This is a genomic window from Janthinobacterium sp. GW821-FHT03C10 (genome assembly GCF_059420865.1).
Map to the genome: position 1 here is coordinate 1,528,834 of NZ_JBWKUN010000001.1, position 16,087 is coordinate 1,544,920.

A 16,087-nucleotide genomic window follows, 5' to 3' on the forward strand; every position below is an offset into this window, starting at 1 on the left:
CTTGGTGGCACTACAGTCAGGCTGGATCAGCCAGCACGTTGCATGAGAATTTCCACTGCAGGCAAAGTCTTGCCTTCCAGGAACTCCAGGAAAGCGCCGCCGCCCGTCGAGATATAGCTGATTTTATCCGTAATGTCGTATTTGGCAATCGCCGCCAGGGTGTCGCCACCGCCGGCGATCGAGAATGCTTTCGACTCGGCAATGGCCAGGGCCAGGGTCTTGGTGCCGTTGCCGAACTGGTCGAACTCGAACACGCCAACGGGGCCGTTCCACACGATGGTGCCGGCGGCGGCGATCTGCTGCGCCAGCAGGGCCGCCGTTTTCGGGCCGATATCGAGGATCATGTCGTCATCCGCCACGTCGGCCACGTCCTTGACGGTGGCGGCGGCTGTCGGCGAAAACTCCTTGGCGCACACGACGTCGACGGGAATCGGCACTTGCGCGCCCCGTTTGGCCATGATGTCGATGATGGCTTTCGCTTCGTCGACGAGTTCCGCTTCCACCAGCGACTTGCCGACATTCAAGCCAACGGCTTTCATGAAGGTGTTGGCGATGCCGCCGCCGACGATCAGGTTATCGACCTTGTCGGACAGGGCTTTCAGGATGGTCAGCTTGCTCGATACTTTCGAACCAGCAACAATGGCCAGCAATGGACGGGCCGGCGCGTGCAGCGCTTTCCCCAGCGCATCGAGTTCGGCGGCCAGCAGCGGGCCGGCGCAGGCGACAGGGGCGAACTTGGCGATGCCGTGTGTGGACGCCTCGGCGCGGTGGGCCGTGCCAAACGCGTCATTGACGTAGATATCGCACAATTTCGCCATTTTTTGCGCCAGCTCATCGCTGTTTTTCTTTTCGCCCTTGTTGACGCGCACGTTTTCCAGCAGGACCACCTGGCCGGCGGCCAGGTTTTCCAGGCCGGCGCCATCGACCCAGTCTTGTTTCAGTGCAACTTCCTGGCCCAGCAGCTCGGACAGGCGGGCCGCCACGGGCGCCAGGCTGTCGGCCGGCTTGAACTCGCCTTCCGTCGGACGGCCCAGGTGCGACGTCACCATGACGGCGGCGCCAGCGTCGAGGGCGGCACGGATGGCCGGCACCGACGCGCGGATGCGCGTATCTTCGGTGATCTTGCCACTGTCATCTTGCGGGACGTTCAGGTCGGCGCGGATAAACACGCGCTTGCCTTGCAGTGCATTTTGGGCGATCAAATCTTGCAGACGGATGAAGTTGAGAACAGCTGACATGGCGATCCAGATGACGAGTGGAAGGAAGTGCGCTATTTTACCGCAATGACCAGACCAAATCCCCGATTTGTCCCGCTTTACTGAAAAACGTGCAACAGTCGCAAGCCCGTGAAAACCAGCATGCCGAAGACGATGGTTTGCAGCATATTGCGGCGGATCACGAAAAAGAGCGTGGCGGCAATACCCGACAAGAGTTTCAGATTCGACAACTCCAAGTGGATTTGCTGCCCCTCCATCAGCATGTCGGGCGCGATGATGGCCGCCAGCGCGCAGGCCGGCGCATAGCGCAGCATCTCGCCCACGCGGCGCGGAATGGTGATGTGGTGGCCGATCAGCCAGAAGGTGCTGCGCGTGGCGGCCGTGGCCACCACCAGCACGGCGATGGCGATCCACACGTCGCTCCTGCCCCAGGCTATGCCGTCAAACATGGCGTTTTGTCCATTTTTCTGTCAATTCTTCCACGGCCATGGCGCTGACCATGCCCACCACCACGGCCACCAGCAAGCCCAGTTTATAGGGCAGGCTGAAGGCCAGCACGGCGACCGCGCCCGCCACCAGCACGCCGCACAGGGCGGCGCGGCTGAGGATCAGCGGTATCGTCACGCACAGGATCGCCAGGGTCCCGGCAAAGCCCAGACCCCATTCGGCCGGCACGATAGCGCCCAGCACGATGCCGATGAAGGAACCGGTTTGCCAGGCCAGCCAGTTCGGGTAGATCAAGCCTTTCAGGAAAGGCAGTTTGGCCGGGTCCGGCGTTTCATGCGGGTAGCGCTGCAGGAACAGGCCCACGGTGATGTCGCCCGCCACATAGCCGAGCGCGAAGCGCTGGCGCCACGGCAGATGGGCGAAATGGGGGGCCAGCAGCACGGAAAAGATAACAAACCGCAAATTGACGACGAGGGCCGTGGCGAAGATCACCCACACGGGCGCTTGCGCGGCCAGCAGGGGCAAGGACGCGAGCTGGGCCGAGCCGGCAAAGACAAACAGGGTCATGGCGCCCGCCTGCGCGACGGTCAGGCCGCTTTTCACCATGGCCACACCCACCACCATGCCCCAGGCGGCAATGCCCAGCAGGGTGGGTGCCCCCAGGTTCAGGCCGGCACGCCAGGCATCTTTCAGCAAGGCATCGTCGTTGGGGGCCGGGACGGCGTTCACGCGGGTGTTCATGCGAGTCCCCGGCAGGCTGAGTGTGGTAACTGCACAACAATGGTGCAAGACGACATGGGCGGCAACGGTGATACCGGCAAGGCAAATCCAGTCAGTGTGGCGCTGCAGCTGCCATATTTCCGCGAAAACCCGCGCCGCAGCCGAAGATGATCAAGCCGCCATTTTAGCCATGATTTTTGCTGTCTGCCTGAATCCGTTAAAATCGTGGTTTTGGCAGCAGCCGACTTCCTTCCATACAGCCTCACGGAGCATGACAAGATGACAAAAACCACCCAGCCAGCGGTCGAACTCGACAGTAAAGACTTGCCAGCCCACTGCCCTAACCCGGCCATGCCGCTGTGGTCGTCGCATCCGCGCGTGTTCCTGGAATTCAACAAAGACGGTATCGCCAAGTGCCCGTACTGCGGCACGGCCTACACCCTGAAGGAAGGCGCCAGCGCCGGCCACCATTAAACTGCCCAGCGGCGCGCCCCCAGCGCGCCGTTTTTATGTGCACCAGCCCGGAGTCGTCATGAAACGTCTGAAAGAACTCAATGGCAGCGCCGCCGAAGTCGAAACGGCGTTCTACGATGCCTTGCACCGCGCCGACCTCGAAGCGCTGATGGCGCTATGGGCGGACGATGAAGAGATCGTCTGCATCCACCCGGGCGGCGCGCGCCTGATCGGCCATGCCGCCATCCGCGCCTCGTGGGAAACCATCCTGGCGGGCGGCGGCCTGCACATCGTGCCGGCGCAGCTGCATGAAACGCACAATCTGATGAGTTCGGTGCACACCGTCATCGAAGGCGTCACCCAGGAAGAAGGCGGCCCGGCGCACTTGCTGGCGACGAATGTGTACGTGAAAACGCCGCGCGGCTGGCGCATTGTGCTGCACCACGCCTCCATCGCCCCCGGTGGCGCGCCGGCCGACGTTGCGGGGACGCAGATCCTGCACTGATGTCTTTGCCTCTTATTGACAACGCCCCCTACACCGCCCCGCTGTGGCTGCCAGGCGGCCACGCGCAGACGATTTATCCTGCCGTGTGCCTCGCCAAGCCGGCCGTGGCCTTCCGCCGTGAACGCTGGCAAGCGCCCGATGGCGACTTCGTCGACGTCGACCTGGTCGACGGCCAGCCGGGCCAGCCCTTCGTGCTGCTGTTCCACGGCCTGGAAGGCTCGTCGAACAGCCATTACGCGCGCGCCCTGATGGCCGAGGTGGCCGCGCGCGGCTGGTCGGGCGCCGTGCCGCATTTTCGCGGCTGCTCGGGCGAAGCGAATCTGGCGCCCCGCTTTTACCATTCGGGCGATGCGCAGGAAGTGGACTGGATCGTGCAGCGCCTGCGCCCACGCGCGACAGGCAAGTTTTACGCGGCCGGCGTCTCGCTGGGCGGCAACGCCCTGCTGTGCTGGCTGGGCCAGTCGCAGCACCAGGCCGATTTCATCGATGCGGCGGCGGCCGTGTCCGCCCCGCTGGACCTGGCGCAAGGGGGCAAGGCCCTGTCGTCCGGCGCCAACCGGTTCTACACGCGCATGTTTTTGAACACGCTCAAACCGAAATGCCTGGCCAAGCTGGAGCAATTCCCCGGCCTGTTTGCGCGCGACGCCATGCTGGCCGCGCGCGACTTGCACGCCTTCGACAATGTCGTCACGGCGCCCCTGCACGGCTACCGCGACGCCGACGATTACTGGCACCGCGCCAGCGCCAAGCACGTCTTGCAGGACATCACCGTGCCGACCCTGGTGCTGAACGCGCAAAACGACCCCTTCCTGCCCGGGCGCTTCCTGCCGCACAGCGCCGCGCCGACAGTCACGCTCGAGTATCCGCGCCACGGCGGCCACGTCGGCTTTGCGGCAGGTAAGTTACCGGGAAGCACACGCTGGCTGCCGCAGCGCCTGCTCCATTTTTTTGAAGGTGGCAACACGGCGCCATCGACGCCGCAAAGCTGTCACGCTGGCAGTTCGCAAACGCACACGGAAAACGCTACACATGGATGAACTCGTCAAGCAGGCCCTGGCCAAATGGCCGAACGTACCGCACTGCTACGGCTGGCTGGGCCTGGACGCGCGCGGCCACTGGCGCATGCGCGACCAGCAGGCGCAACAGAGACAACTGCCTGGCGACAAGATCGCCCATGCAGCACTGCTGGGATTTATCAACCGCAATTACGGCCATGACGAACGCGGCTGCTGGTTCTTCCAGAACGGCCCGCAGCGCGTGTATGTAGATCTGGAAGCGACGCCCTACATCGCCCGCAGCGATCCGCGGCACGGTTTTGTCTTGCAGACGGGCGCGCCGCTGGAACAGATCGAGCAGGTGTATTGGTGCGACAACGGCGTCTTGATCCTGCGCAACGATCATATCGTGGCGCAGGTCGATGACCGCGACATGGCGCAAGTGCTGGACGCCCTGCACGTCGATGGCCAGGCGGCCAGCGACGAGGCCTTGCTGGCGTGGCTGGAAGAGCGCCGGGGCAAGCTGACTCTATTGCATGACGGCAAGGAGATCGCCGTGCAGCCGCTGCGCTATGACGCCGTGCCGCAAACCTTCGACTTCCAGCCGATGCCGCAAGCCGAATAGGCGTCAGCCCTTCTGGTCCTTGATCTGTTCGCGGCGCTTTTCCTGCAATTCGCGCTCGCGCGCATCGATCACGGCCTGGTCATAGAAGGTCGCATCCGTCGACTTGCGGGCGATCGTCAGCTGGTCCAGCGCGGCCATCGTGGCGCCCTGCAGCACGTAGGATTCGGCCAGCGCCATGTGCTGCAAGGTCATCTTGCCCTGCTCCGCATAGGCTTTCGCCAGTAAATCGTACAGTTCCGGCTCTTCCTTGTAGAGCTGCACCTGCTCGCGCAGGTACAAGGTTGCCTGCTCCAGCTTGCCGGCAGCCATCAGCGCTTCCGCATACTGGTGGGCAATGCCGCGCGAGAGGGGAAACTGCTGGCGCGCCGCATCGGCCGCCTTCAAAGCCTGTGGCGCCACTTCCTTCTTTTGCGCCGGCATCAGCAGCACTTCCAGCCCCATCGCCGCCAGCAGGGAATTGGGGCCCTGCGTGCCGCCCGATGTGAACACGTTGGGTCCGGCCGGCTGGTGCAGGGCCGCATTGGCCGCATCGAGCTCCTTTTGCGCCTCCGCCGGCTTGCCCTGCTTGACGGCGACAAAGGACAAGCCGTAATGGGCGGCCGTCACCTGGAAGCGGCTTTGCTGTTCCAGCTGCGTCTTGAAGACGGCCTTGGCGTTCAGCAGGCCTTGCACGCTTTCATCCTGCAGCACGCGGGCGCGCGCCCGGGCCAGGTGAAAACTCAGGCTGTCCGCACGCTGCTTGTAGGGCTGCTCGCGGATGCGCGCCTGGATGTCGGCGATGCGTTCCGTCGTCAGCGGGTGGGTTTGCAGGTAGGCGGGCATCAGGTCGCTGTACGAACGGCTGGCCGCCTGCATGCGGCCGAAGAAGGCCACCATGCCGGTGGTGTCGAAACCGGCTTCGCCCATGATCTGGAAACCGATGCGGTCGGCCTCGCGCTCGGCGTCGCGGCCGAAATTGAGCTGGCGCTGGATGGCCAGGCCCTGGCCGGCGGCAAACACGCCCATGGCCACGTCGCCGCCCGCGCGCGAAGCGAGCGCCGCCAGCAGCATGGCCGCCAGCGGCATCAGGGCATCCTGGCGCTGCTGGCCCAGCATGCGCGCGATATGGCGCTGCGCCACGTGGCCGATCTCGTGCGACAGCACGGAAGCCAGTTCCGCCTCCGTTTGCGCCGCCAGCACGAGGGCCGAGTGCACGCCGATGAAACCGCCCGGCAGGGCAAACGCATTCAACTGGGGATCGCGCACGGCAAAGAAGAAATAGTCGTAATTCGTTTCGCCGCGCACGCTGGGGCGCGCCGCCACGAGGGCGTTGCCGAAGGTATTCAGGTATTCGAGCAAGGGCGCGTCGTCGAGATAGTCGCGGTCGCCGCGGATGCCGCGCATGATTTCCTCGCCGATCTTGCGCTCCATCGCCGGCGACAGGTCTTCGCGCGACGTATCGCCCAGGTTCGGCAGATTCGGCGCCGGCGGCACGGCCAGCGGCGTCCAGCTGCCGGCAGGCTTGGCCGCCGCGCCGGCGGCCGGCGCCGCAGGCGCGGACGTATAGGTTTGCGCCAGCGCAAACGGCGCCGCCAGCCACAATGCCGCCAGCATGGATGCGCGCCGGGAGCCGCGCAACCATGCCGTGCCGGCGTTTTCAGGGACGATCGGAAGGGGAGTTTTTGAATTCACGGGTGCTATCATACCTTGTTAGCGGCGCCCATTCCCACGCGCCATGCCAGTGGCATGACGTGGTGGCCGGACGTGCCGCGCCCCCGTTCCCTCATCTATTTTGACGCCATGACAACAGCAGACAAGCAAGCCCCCGCCGGGGAACTGACCCATTTCGACGCCACGGGCCAGGCCCATATGGTGGATGTGGGCAGCAAGGAAGAGACGCGCCGCAGCGCCGTGGCCGCCGGCACCATCCGCATGCAGCCCGCCACCCTGGCATTGATCATTTCCGGCAATGCGAAAAAGGGCGACGTGCTGGGCATCGCCCGCATCGCCGCCATCATGGGCGCCAAGCGCACCAGCGACCTGATTCCCCTGTGCCACCCGCTGGCGCTCACGCGCGTCACCGTCGATTTCGACGTGGATGAAGCGGCCAACAGCGTGCACTGCCGCGCCCAGGTCGACACGACGGGCAAGACGGGCGTGGAGATGGAAGCGCTGACGTCGGTGCAGATCGGCTTGCTGACGATCTACGACATGTGCAAGGCCGTCGACCGGGGCATGGTCATGACGAATGTGCGCGTGCTGGAAAAGCATGGCGGCAAGTCGGGCGATTGGACGGCGGCAGTGTGAATTTCAGCGGCAAGCAGACGCGCTGAATTAACACGTAGGATCGTGGAGACTCTGTGCCACACCGGCACAGACGTGGCGCTTTCATGAAGACGGGCAAGGCCACCGGCACCATGTCGGCTATCGCTGGGCCAAAGGAATGAGGGCCGCTTAATTTTCACGCAAATATCTCATGGGATTGCTGCTCAAACAGCATATGCTGATTACGTCGGCTCATTCAAGAGCAGCTTTCATCGAATCAAGCCACATCGACGACATTTTTTCCTGTCCTTTTTCGTTTAGATGACAAGCATCAAACCTATACTCATCACCCAGCAAATTAGTGTTTGGTCCGGGATAACGCTTCAAATCAGGGGCATTGCCAAACTTTAGTTGAGCAGATTCGATATTGCGATCATATGCCCCGCAACGAGAATGTACCGCAATCATCCAGCGCTTCACCTTGACTTTACCATTGACGTAGTCGATTACCTCGCCCAATCGTTGGATATATAAATCCTTATCGGTACCATAATCCGAGGAACCTTGATGCCAAAAAGCAAAATCAAAATTAATTCCCAGTGCCTGGATTAGTCCAATTGCGCTATTGAGCTTTCCAAAAGCAAGACCACCAACCTGCCAATCTGCCACTTTAGTTCCACCTACACCAATCGGCATGAATACAACTTTACGCGCGATACCGCCCACAATAAGCTTTTTTCCCAGCGGCATCCACATGGATCCTTTATTGCAGTCGGCCCACTCAAAAGGATCGCTTGCATTTTTTATTGTTCCATCTTTGCCTACCTGAAATACATTATCCGCCGCAGGATAAACATGCTCATTGCAATTCGACGATATCGATTGACCGATGACCAGAATCCGTAGTTCTGGCAAGGGATCCGGGATAACGGGGGTAACTGGAATGACAGGGGTGACGGGCGGGGAGGGAGGGACGGGAGAGACGGGGGTATCTGGAGTGATGGGGGTAATAGGGGCGACCGGAGTGATGGGAATAATCACAGCGGTATCAGGAGCACTGCCCACACCACCACATGCGGCAATGACCAAACCGGAATGTAACCCAAGAAGATACCTGAACAAACGAGGATTTTTCATTATTGAAGTCATTTTGACATCCATAAAAAACATCAGGTCTCGCGTATACGGCGCTCGTCAATGTCTACATTCAGGTCACCTTTCATGCAGCATGGGTAAAAATCATGATACTGCTCATACATAGCGGAAGAAACAACAACACACTATGAATATATCGAATAGCAAACTCTCGTTATTGATAAAAATCGAAAGATATGCCTTATGTTAATAAATGAAATTTCTGCCTGCGCATGCATCTATGCACAGCACAAAAAATCAGAGATGGGTATTGAATATGGCATCCAGGTTTGATGCATCACTTGATATAAGGCGCTGGCGACACATAGCTGAGGGCACAGACCGAGCCTGCACCAACATCGGATCACCAAGCAGATATTGGCAAAAACCGTCACCCATAGATGAGCCAGTACAGTCCATGAATCAGAAACTCTGATGGGTGTTTTTGCACCGATGCCCCGTTGTGGACTGTGGTGGTTGTAAAGCTTTAAATAGTTGAACAAGGCGGCTCCAGATCGGCCCGGCTGTCGATTCTGGTCTGCTGCAACAGCTCGCTGATACACGGCCGTTAAATCGTTCGACCATGCCATTCGTTTGCAGATGCCGGGGCGGTGCCGGGCGGTCTTCAATGCCCATGCCGGCGCAGACTTTATCCAGGGCGTGCCGGCCACTGGGCTTCTTGTCATTTGTTGTGAAGCGGTCGGTGAATTGCAAACCGTTGTCGGGCAGCAAATTGATGACCCTGATCGGCGAGGCCAGCTTGAGCTTGTGCAGGAAACCGACGATGCTTTCGTCGCTCATGTCACCGTAGATGTGCAGGAATACCCTGCACATGACGCGCTCAATGGCCACGAACAGATAGCGGCACGAGCTTTCGCCTGGCATCTGCGGCAAATTACCTGGCAACGTACAGCAGCAGGTCGTCGAGCAGCAGACAGAGCGACTGGCGCAGTGACAGCAAGGTCGCTTCCTGCGTCGCGCTCAGCTTGGTATGCAGCGTATGTACCCGGTGCAAACGGTCTTGTACCTCGTCCAGCTTGAGCCACTTGGCAGCCATGGCCCCGGTGAAATTGAAGAGCGTGGAAGCCTCGCGGACTGACAGGCCGGAGTCCCTGCTTTCCTGCCGGATTGTGCGAGCGTGGGAATGAATGCATAAGCTCATGGATTAAAGTTTATGCGATGTGCAGCAACCAGCGGGACGGCCTCGGTGGCAAACCGCCGCTCAACTCATCAAGCGCGGCTATCGCGCGGAACAGGGCCATGCTGCGACGAGGAATATGATCAAACGAAACTGAACACATACATGACAGTTGTAGCCAGATTAACGCCACAGGCATGAGGGGCATGGGAATGGACGCGCTCATTTCCGTGCAAGCCGCTTTATTGACGATCTACGACATGCGCCAGGCCGTCGGCCAAGCCATGTCGTGACGAATATGCGCGTCAACACAGATAGAACAATACTATCGTTGCAACCAAATTGTTCACTGTGCGATCAATTGCATACTTGCAGAACGGGTAAAATTTATTCAAATATTATTTAAAATAATACAGCAACGACTCCTTTTGATATCGCTCGTTTTCGATATTCGCTTTTTTGATCGCCTGCAGCCATAGCTGTGCAATTCTTTTTTCTCCGAGGTCGTTTAAATTACAATCGTCTGAAAAATACTCCTTGCCGAGTCTACCGATATCTGGACCGGGAAACCGTTTATATAGAGGATCCCAACGATAATTACTCTCGCGTTTCACCTCTCCTGCATTACAAATTATACTTTTCGAGATAATAAATTTATCAGCTTTCGTACTAAGTTTCACGTCCTTCAAAATTTTCTGCACATCGCTTTGGTAGCGAGAGGCAGAAGATCTGGCATCGACCATAGCACCATTCCAAAGTACATAGTCAAACCTGATATTTTTATCATTGGCTTTTTGCAGCGCCAATATCATATTTGTATGTGCCGTTCCGCCAGATAACCAGTCACGCAAACTCGTCCCAGGCGTACTGATTGGCATAAAAATCACTTGCTCGCCCATACCGGACTGAATCATCGCCTGCCCCAAGGACAAAAAAACATGTCCATTGATACAATTAGCCCACACAAACCCGGCCCGTGGAGATATTTCCTCCCCATCTAGTCCAATCTGATACACCCCCTCTACTGCGTCAAATACTTCGCCCCTACAGTCCGACGATACATTTTCTTGCAATATCAAAACATAAATATCTCGAGCATTCGCATTTAGAGAAAATAAAAATATTGTCGCGATAAAAAACTTAGCAGCCAATAACATAACGACTCCATTTTCCCAATGCCAATTTCAGCAAAAAAACGACTGCTACAGAAGCAAAAACAACCACACCAATTTCAGAAAAAAGCTTCACAATCGGATTATAATAATCAAAATTTTGCAAAAACTTACCGAACACCTGACTCATAAAACCATGAATAAAAAACAAACCAAAGCTTATTTTTGCGAGATAAGCAAGAAATTTTTTTTCCTCGTCTAAATAGAGCTCAAATAAAAAGAAAATTGCGACAAGAAAAGCCAATTTCCCCAATATTATATAATTCATCATCCCCAAAGAATCATAAAAACTGCCTGGCTCTCCTTCGATACCAGGATAAAACAATCCAGAAATTATAAAAATAACCATGGAAAATAAAATTATTTTTTCTTTTATTGATGATGCCATCGCATCCAAGGCATCTACACTTTTTGCGGCGGCAATTCCCAACAAATAAAATCCTGCGAAATGAAGAAATGACAAGAAGGCATTTGTATTATGCACGGGGCGTGATGAAAAAACACTAAATATCAAACCCGCAACTGCCAACACATAGATTAATTTCGTTCTTGATATTACATTAAATACCGGAGTCAACAAGAAAAAAATAACAATCATTGGTATAAACCACATGGGCGCAATAACCATCCCACCTGTAATTAACGACCAAATCACATATTTCAACGGAGTCAAATCATACAAGATATATCTAGAATAATACAAACCAACAAGAATGGCCGGTATGGACAATATGAAATATGGCAGCACGACATACTTCAATTTCTTTTTCAAATAATCAAAGTATTTGAATTTATCAACCTCAAGATAATAAAAAAGGTACCCTGATATAAAGACAAACCAGGCAGTAGCATCAACCAAAAAGAAAAATAAATAATTACTTGCTTTACCCATAGACTGCACGGATGCAATATGAGACAACATAACAAAAATTATTGCAATTCCACGAAAATTTTCCAATGAATATCTAAACTTCGATCTCATTTACAATCCAATCACCTATCTAAGAACATTTCTCATTGAATCAAGCCACATAGATGCCATCTTTTCCTGCCCTTTTTCATTCAAATGACAACCATCAAATCTATATTCATCACCCAGCAAATTATTGTTTGGGCCGAGGTATCGATTTAAGCTAGGAGCATTAGCAATTGATAGCTGAGCAGATTCAATATTCCGATCATATACGCCAGCACAACGGGAATGGATCGCAATCAACCAACGGCTTATTTTGACTCGACTATTAGTATATTCAATCACAGAATTAAGATGCTTCATATATTCAGCCTTATCCATGCCCGAATTTGATGAGCCCTGATGCCAAAAGGCAAAGTCAAAATTTATCCCCTGCGCTTGAACCAAAGCGATAGCACTATTCAACTTATTAAATGCGCCGCCCCCCACCTGCCAGTCTTCGACCTTGGTAGCCGCCATGCCAATCGGCATAAAAATTACTTTACGTGCAAGGCCAGATTCAATAATTTTTTTTCCTAATGGCATCCACATAGAACCTTTTTTACAATCGGCCCATTCGAATGGATCACTAGCAACCTTTATTGAACCGTCTTTACCTACCTGCATTACATTTTCCACTGCAGGATAAACATATTCATTACAATTCGATGATATTGATTGACCGACAACCAGAATTCGCATCTCCGGCAAAGGGTAATTTATGACAGGATTAACAATAGGAGAAACGGGAGCGCTTCCAGCACCACCTCCGCATGCACTAGTTACCAAACTAAAAAATATCAAAAATAAATATTTTACTAAATGAAAATTTTTCATAATATAGGTCATTTTAATATCCTTGGAACAATTTCACCTTTTCGCGCATACTGCATTCGAATGGGAAATTAATATATCAATCATACTATTTTTCAAATAAAATAATGAACATATCATAAAAGGTATTCAAAAAATCAAATCTCACTCTACTACGCAAGATCGAAAGACGTGTCTCATTGAAGAAAAGTGCTTGCCTATCTCTGAGCACATCTATCCAAAACGCACAGATTGTAACATATTCAGAAAATGAAATTTGTCAACACTGAGGAAAAATGCGCCTTACAGACTTTTTTCGAGAAACTATTTGATACATTTTATTACTTTTTGTTTCATTTTGATACATTTTTGAAAATCCTCTATGTGACCCAATACGAGATAAGATTGCCCATGGGCACCACTGAGAACGATGGGTGATCTCATGCCCGCAGCAGTTTCGAACCAGTAAATAAGATATGGCTAAGGCAAAGCGCTCTATCGAAAACAGCGGAGGAAACCTGCATAGCCTCCAATGCGATACATGTGTCGGATATTCAGTACATGGCTGCACTAAAAATAATTCATCCGGCGCAAGCCAACATACCGATCCACACTGGCAACCAATTTGCAGTGTGCGAAGAGGAAAGATTGACACGAAGGGCAAGACGGGCGTGGAAATGGAAGCGCACACGTCCGTGCAGATCGGCTTGTTGACGATCTACGACATGTGCAAGGCCGTCGACCGGGGCATGGTCATGACCAACGTGCGCGTGCTGGAGAAGCATGGGGGCAAGTCGGGCGATTGGCACGCCGAGGTGTCATTATGCTGCCTGGCGCGCCAGCTGGCCCCGGACGCGGCGCAAGTCGCACAGCAGCCAGATGGCACTGGCCAGGCACAGCACGATGATGGCCATGGACAGGGGCAAGTGGAACTGTTCCTGCCCTGCCAGCGCAAAGCCGGCATGGATCAGGCACGTTCCCACGCCCAGCGCGGCGCAGACACAAGCATACAGGGGCGCTCGCGGGGTGGCCAACAGCACGTGCCGGTAACCGGCCAGCACCACGGCGATCGCCGCCAGATTGAATATCAGGAAACCCTGTATGCCGCCTGACACATGAAACATCTCCCACTCTTTCCAGTAGGCGGCGTCGATTTGATGCAGGATCAGGCACAACATGGTCCAAAAATAGCTGCGTGGCATAAAATTTACATTCGTCAATATTGACGCAATTGTAAAGCCTGCAACGCGCAGCGGGACCTGTCCATGGCACTTTTCGATATCAATATGAAATTCATTGATATAAATGCTTTTTCATCAAGAAATCATGCATACTGCGAGTCGACCATATCCACATGAGCATCGCATGACAAGCAACAAGCCCGCCGCGGAAAGCAAGCTCCAGGACTTCGAATTCGAAGCCATGAATCTGCAGGTGGGAGGACGCATTCAGTTCATCACGCACCGCACCATCAAACCCATCCAGCATTTCTCGACCGTGATCGGTTATGTGAAAGACGAGTACCTGATCGTCAAGATTCCCATGGAAAATGGCGCCTCCATCGTGCTCAACGAGGGCGACAAGCTGACCATCCGTGTGTTTTCCGGCGTCACCGTCTGTTCGTTTGCGTGCAGCGTGCTGCGCATCTTCGGCCGGCCGCTCCATTACGTGCACCTGAGCTTTCCCGACACCATCCAGGGCACCAGCCTGCGCACGGCCATGCGCGTGAAAGTGGAGATCCCGGCGCAGCTGAGCTACCGCGACGTGGCGGCCGTGCCCGTGTTCATCGTCAACCTCAGCGTGTCGGGCGCGCTGATTGAGGCGCCCGGCATGCTCACGCCCGATGACGACGGCGTGGCGCTCAGCTTTACCCTGCTGGTGCAGCCGAACAAGCATCAGATGCGCGTCAACACGCGCGCCCGCATCCAGAACGTCAGCGTGGGCAAGCCGTCGAATGGCCATGCCGCCGACGCAGCCGAAATCTATACATATGGCGTGCAATTCATCGACCTGGAACCGACCCACTACACCCTGCTGCAAAACCTTACCTATGAAGCGCTGATCGCGGACCGGCAAAAAATCGTCTGATACCCGGCTGGCCAGCGCCGCTTACAGGGTCGGGGTCACGTCGGGAATGTTGTTTTTGATAATCGCTTCCTTCGCCGCCAGATTCGTCACGGTGGTGCTGTTGAACCAGCTCAGGCTACTGGTACCCGGCTTCATGGTCATCGTCACGCTTTGCCCACCGATCCCCGTACCCAGGTCGGCAGCGAGGGTCAGCACTATATTCCCCTTGTCCACAGTGGCGCTCGCCACTTCGCGCGTGGCACTGAACACGGGAATGGAACTTGGTACGCTCTCGGTGGGCGTGCTGCAGGCGGCCGCCTCGCCCCCATTTTCCTGCACGCACAGGGCCACGGCCGTTTTCAACGGTGCGGCGGCGGCCAGCACGTTGCTGACCTTGGCCCGCATCGTATAGTCGCCGTACTGGGGAATGGCCACGGCCGCCAGGATGCCGGCGATGGCCACCACGATCATCAGTTCTATCAGGGTAAATCCGCTTTGCGCGCGCATCGCATCCTCCCGGAGTGCAGTTGGTCATGCCCTTCACAGTGCAAGCGCCATGCCAGCGGTGCGCCCGGGCAGCGGCGGTACACATGGAAAGAAAAGCGACACATTTGGGCGCTATCGGACCAGCGCCGTCCGCTCAGGCCGGAAAACGGCCTGTCTTGCGGACAAAAAAAAGGAGCCGAAGCTCCTTTTTTGTACTGCGGTCAGCGGGCTGAAATTACAGCATGGCTTTCAGCAGACGCGCCATTTCCGACGGGTTCTTGGTCACGGTGATGCCGCAAGCTTCCATGATTTCCAGCTTGGCTTGTGCCGTATCGGCGCCGCCCGAGATCAGCGCGCCGGCGTGGCCCATGCGCTTGCCTGGAGGAGCCGTCACGCCAGCGATGAAGCCGACGACCGGTTTTTTCATGTTGTCTTTGATCCAATAAGCCGCGTTGGCTTCGTCTGGACCGCCGATTTCGCCGATCATGATGACCGCGTCGGTATCTGGATCGTCATTGAACATCTTCATGATGTCGATGTGCTTCAGACCGTTGATCGGGTCGCCGCCGATGCCGACTGCCGACGATTGGCCCAGACCCAGTGCCGTCAGTTGACCCACTGCTTCATAGGTCAGGGTGCCCGAACGCGATACGACGCCGATACGGCCCTTCTTGTGGATGTGACCTGGCATGATGCCGATCTTGATTTCGTCTGGCGTGATCAGGCCTGGGCAGTTAGGGCCCAGCAGCAAGGTCTTGCTGCCAGCTTTCGCCATGCGGTCCTTCAGGGCCATCATGTCGCGGACAGGAATGCCTTCGGTGATGCAAATGGCCAGATCCATTTCAGCTTCGACAGCTTCCCAGATCGCCGCTGCCGCGCCTGCTGGCGGCACGTAGATCACGGAAACGTTGGCGCCGGTTTCTTTTTTCGCTTCGGTAACGTTAGCGAAAATAGGAATGCCTTCGAAATCTTCGCCGGCTTTCTTCGGGTTCACGCCTGCCACGAAGGCAGCTTTGCCGTTCGCGTAGTCGCGGCAACCGCGGGTGTGGAACTGGCCGGTCTTGCCGGTGATCCCTTGGGTAACGACTTTGGTATCTTTATTGATCAGAATGGACATGT

18 protein-coding genes and 2 pseudogenes are annotated in these 16,087 nt (G+C 55.8%); 8 read left to right on the forward strand and 12 right to left on the reverse strand.

The window, feature by feature from the left end:
* Positions 1 to 26: 26 nt before the first annotated feature.
* The 3 genes from AC07VH_RS06530 to AC07VH_RS06540 all read right to left on the reverse strand — a co-directional run bounded on the left by AC07VH_RS06530 (position 27) and on the right by AC07VH_RS06540 (position 2,405).
* Positions 27 to 1,238, reverse strand: a complete 1,212-nt coding sequence (locus AC07VH_RS06530; RefSeq protein WP_489629671.1) for a phosphoglycerate kinase — start codon at positions 1,236 to 1,238, stop codon at positions 27 to 29.
* A gap of 77 nt (positions 1,239 to 1,315) precedes the next feature.
* The gene (locus AC07VH_RS06535; RefSeq protein ID WP_326458733.1) at positions 1,316 to 1,666 is read right to left on the reverse strand and encodes an AzlD domain-containing protein; all 351 of its coding nucleotides are present in this window, start codon (positions 1,664 to 1,666) and stop codon (positions 1,316 to 1,318) included.
* Positions 1,659 to 2,405 (reverse strand): AzlC family ABC transporter permease, encoded by a 747-nt coding sequence (locus tag AC07VH_RS06540; RefSeq protein ID WP_494788247.1) that lies wholly within the window; start codon positions 2,403 to 2,405, stop codon positions 1,659 to 1,661. Before AC07VH_RS06540 ends, AC07VH_RS06535 begins: the two co-directional genes overlap by 8 nt.
* 258 nt (positions 2,406 to 2,663) lie before the next feature.
* Here AC07VH_RS06540 and AC07VH_RS06545 point away from each other — a divergent pair, with 258 nt between their 5' ends.
* The 4 genes from AC07VH_RS06545 to AC07VH_RS06560 are packed head-to-tail and all read left to right on the forward strand — an operon-like array spanning position 2,664 to position 4,962.
* Positions 2,664 to 2,858, forward strand: coding sequence for a zinc-finger domain-containing protein (locus tag AC07VH_RS06545; RefSeq protein WP_034780619.1), 195 nt, complete (start codon positions 2,664 to 2,666; stop codon positions 2,856 to 2,858).
* Between the two features lie 58 nt (positions 2,859 to 2,916).
* Complete coding sequence (locus tag AC07VH_RS06550; RefSeq protein WP_475417905.1) at positions 2,917 to 3,342, forward strand: YybH family protein; 426 nt, start codon at positions 2,917 to 2,919, stop codon at positions 3,340 to 3,342.
* Positions 3,342 to 4,379, forward strand: a complete 1,038-nt coding sequence (locus tag AC07VH_RS06555; RefSeq protein ID WP_494788246.1) for a YheT family hydrolase — start codon at positions 3,342 to 3,344, stop codon at positions 4,377 to 4,379. The genes AC07VH_RS06550 and AC07VH_RS06555 overlap by 1 nt, the downstream gene beginning before the upstream one ends.
* Positions 4,372 to 4,962: a DUF2946 family protein gene (locus AC07VH_RS06560; protein ID WP_494788245.1), complete on the forward strand. Its 591-nt coding sequence runs from the start codon at positions 4,372 to 4,374 to the stop codon at positions 4,960 to 4,962. Before AC07VH_RS06555 ends, AC07VH_RS06560 begins: the two co-directional genes overlap by 8 nt.
* Before the next feature lie 3 nt (positions 4,963 to 4,965).
* Here the strand turns inward: AC07VH_RS06560 and AC07VH_RS06565 are convergent, their stop codons facing one another.
* Complete coding sequence (locus tag AC07VH_RS06565) at positions 4,966 to 6,555, reverse strand: M48 family metallopeptidase (RefSeq protein WP_494788244.1); 1,590 nt, start codon at positions 6,553 to 6,555, stop codon at positions 4,966 to 4,968.
* Positions 6,556 to 6,741: 186 nt separating this feature from the next.
* Between AC07VH_RS06565 and moaC the strand changes: the two genes are divergently transcribed.
* Entirely contained in the window at positions 6,742 to 7,248 is a 507-nt protein-coding gene (moaC, locus tag AC07VH_RS06570; RefSeq protein ID WP_475417910.1) for a cyclic pyranopterin monophosphate synthase MoaC, read from the forward strand.
* Between the two features lie 210 nt (positions 7,249 to 7,458).
* Here the strand turns inward: moaC and AC07VH_RS06575 are convergent, their stop codons facing one another.
* Together AC07VH_RS06575 and AC07VH_RS06580 are read right to left on the reverse strand one after the other, a co-directional pair.
* The gene (locus AC07VH_RS06575; protein WP_494788243.1) at positions 7,459 to 8,376 is read right to left on the reverse strand and encodes a sialate O-acetylesterase; all 918 of its coding nucleotides are present in this window, start codon (positions 8,374 to 8,376) and stop codon (positions 7,459 to 7,461) included.
* 380 nt (positions 8,377 to 8,756) lie between these two features.
* Positions 8,757 to 9,502, reverse strand: a pseudogene (locus AC07VH_RS06580) (integrase core domain-containing protein); the annotation flags it as partial.
* Positions 9,503 to 9,660: 158 nt separating this feature from the next.
* Here AC07VH_RS06580 and AC07VH_RS06585 point away from each other — a divergent pair.
* Complete coding sequence (locus AC07VH_RS06585) at positions 9,661 to 9,771, forward strand: cyclic pyranopterin monophosphate synthase MoaC (RefSeq protein ID WP_475417911.1); 111 nt, start codon at positions 9,661 to 9,663, stop codon at positions 9,769 to 9,771.
* A gap of 105 nt (positions 9,772 to 9,876) precedes the next feature.
* On the opposite strand, the gene AC07VH_RS06590 is transcribed toward AC07VH_RS06585, so the two are convergent.
* From AC07VH_RS06590 to AC07VH_RS06600, 3 genes are read right to left on the reverse strand one after another with little or no spacing between them, the layout of a single operon-like run.
* Positions 9,877 to 10,635 (reverse strand): sialate O-acetylesterase, encoded by a 759-nt coding sequence (locus AC07VH_RS06590; protein ID WP_494788242.1) that lies wholly within the window; start codon positions 10,633 to 10,635, stop codon positions 9,877 to 9,879.
* Entirely contained in the window at positions 10,619 to 11,632 is a 1,014-nt protein-coding gene (locus AC07VH_RS06595) for an acyltransferase family protein (protein ID WP_494788241.1), read from the reverse strand. Before AC07VH_RS06595 ends, AC07VH_RS06590 begins: the two co-directional genes overlap by 17 nt.
* Before the next feature lie 15 nt (positions 11,633 to 11,647).
* Positions 11,648 to 12,451 (reverse strand): sialate O-acetylesterase, encoded by an 804-nt coding sequence (locus AC07VH_RS06600; RefSeq protein ID WP_494788240.1) that lies wholly within the window; start codon positions 12,449 to 12,451, stop codon positions 11,648 to 11,650.
* 617 nt (positions 12,452 to 13,068) lie between these two features.
* On the opposite strand from AC07VH_RS06600, the pseudogene AC07VH_RS06605 reads away from it, so the two are divergent.
* A pseudogene (locus AC07VH_RS06605) lies at positions 13,069 to 13,230 on the forward strand (cyclic pyranopterin monophosphate synthase MoaC); the annotation flags it as partial.
* A 6-nt stretch (positions 13,231 to 13,236) separates the two neighbouring features.
* Here the strand turns inward: AC07VH_RS06605 and AC07VH_RS06610 are convergent.
* Entirely contained in the window at positions 13,237 to 13,617 is a 381-nt protein-coding gene (locus AC07VH_RS06610; RefSeq protein WP_494788239.1) for a DUF6713 family protein, read from the reverse strand.
* A 163-nt stretch (positions 13,618 to 13,780) separates the two neighbouring features.
* Here AC07VH_RS06610 and AC07VH_RS06615 point away from each other — a divergent pair, with 163 nt between their 5' ends.
* Complete coding sequence (locus AC07VH_RS06615) at positions 13,781 to 14,503, forward strand: flagellar brake protein (protein ID WP_489629668.1); 723 nt, start codon at positions 13,781 to 13,783, stop codon at positions 14,501 to 14,503.
* A gap of 21 nt (positions 14,504 to 14,524) precedes the next feature.
* On the opposite strand, the gene AC07VH_RS06620 is transcribed toward AC07VH_RS06615, so the two are convergent.
* Together AC07VH_RS06620 and sucD are read right to left on the reverse strand one after the other, a co-directional pair.
* Complete coding sequence (locus AC07VH_RS06620; protein ID WP_475417499.1) at positions 14,525 to 14,989, reverse strand: pilin; 465 nt, start codon at positions 14,987 to 14,989, stop codon at positions 14,525 to 14,527.
* Between the two features lie 214 nt (positions 14,990 to 15,203).
* Positions 15,204 to 16,085: a succinate--CoA ligase subunit alpha gene (gene sucD, locus AC07VH_RS06625; RefSeq protein WP_475417500.1), complete on the reverse strand. Its 882-nt coding sequence runs from the start codon at positions 16,083 to 16,085 to the stop codon at positions 15,204 to 15,206.
* Between the last annotated feature and the right edge of the window lie 2 nt (positions 16,086 to 16,087).

Coding starts and splice junctions, on each gene's coding strand:
- AC07VH_RS06575 (WP_494788243.1), bottom strand. CDS start 8,376: ATGTTTTTTATGGATGTCAAAATGACTTCAATAATGAAAAATCCTCGT.
- AC07VH_RS06600 (WP_494788240.1), bottom strand. CDS start 12,451: ATGACCTATATTATGAAAAATTTTCATTTAGTAAAATATTTATTTTTG.
- AC07VH_RS06530 (WP_489629671.1), bottom strand. CDS start 1,238: ATGTCAGCTGTTCTCAACTTCATCCGTCTGCAAGATTTGATCGCCCAA.
- AC07VH_RS06535 (WP_326458733.1), bottom strand. CDS start 1,666: ATGTTTGACGGCATAGCCTGGGGCAGGAGCGACGTGTGGATCGCCATC.
- AC07VH_RS06620 (WP_475417499.1), bottom strand. CDS start 14,989: ATGCGCGCGCAAAGCGGATTTACCCTGATAGAACTGATGATCGTGGTG.
- AC07VH_RS06590 (WP_494788242.1), bottom strand. CDS start 10,635: ATGTTATTGGCTGCTAAGTTTTTTATCGCGACAATATTTTTATTTTCT.
- AC07VH_RS06540 (WP_494788247.1), bottom strand. CDS start 2,405: ATGAACACCCGCGTGAACGCCGTCCCGGCCCCCAACGACGATGCCTTG.
- AC07VH_RS06560 (WP_494788245.1), top strand. CDS start 4,372: ATGGATGAACTCGTCAAGCAGGCCCTGGCCAAATGGCCGAACGTACCG.
- AC07VH_RS06610 (WP_494788239.1), bottom strand. CDS start 13,617: ATGCCACGCAGCTATTTTTGGACCATGTTGTGCCTGATCCTGCATCAA.
- AC07VH_RS06595 (WP_494788241.1), bottom strand. CDS start 11,632: ATGAGATCGAAGTTTAGATATTCATTGGAAAATTTTCGTGGAATTGCA.
- sucD (WP_475417500.1), bottom strand. CDS start 16,085: ATGTCCATTCTGATCAATAAAGATACCAAAGTCGTTACCCAAGGGATC.
- AC07VH_RS06545 (WP_034780619.1), top strand. CDS start 2,664: ATGACAAAAACCACCCAGCCAGCGGTCGAACTCGACAGTAAAGACTTG.
- AC07VH_RS06550 (WP_475417905.1), top strand. CDS start 2,917: ATGAAACGTCTGAAAGAACTCAATGGCAGCGCCGCCGAAGTCGAAACG.
- AC07VH_RS06565 (WP_494788244.1), bottom strand. CDS start 6,555: ATGCTGGCGGCATTGTGGCTGGCGGCGCCGTTTGCGCTGGCGCAAACC.
- moaC (WP_475417910.1), top strand. CDS start 6,742: ATGACAACAGCAGACAAGCAAGCCCCCGCCGGGGAACTGACCCATTTC.
- AC07VH_RS06555 (WP_494788246.1), top strand. CDS start 3,342: ATGTCTTTGCCTCTTATTGACAACGCCCCCTACACCGCCCCGCTGTGG.
- AC07VH_RS06615 (WP_489629668.1), top strand. CDS start 13,781: ATGACAAGCAACAAGCCCGCCGCGGAAAGCAAGCTCCAGGACTTCGAA.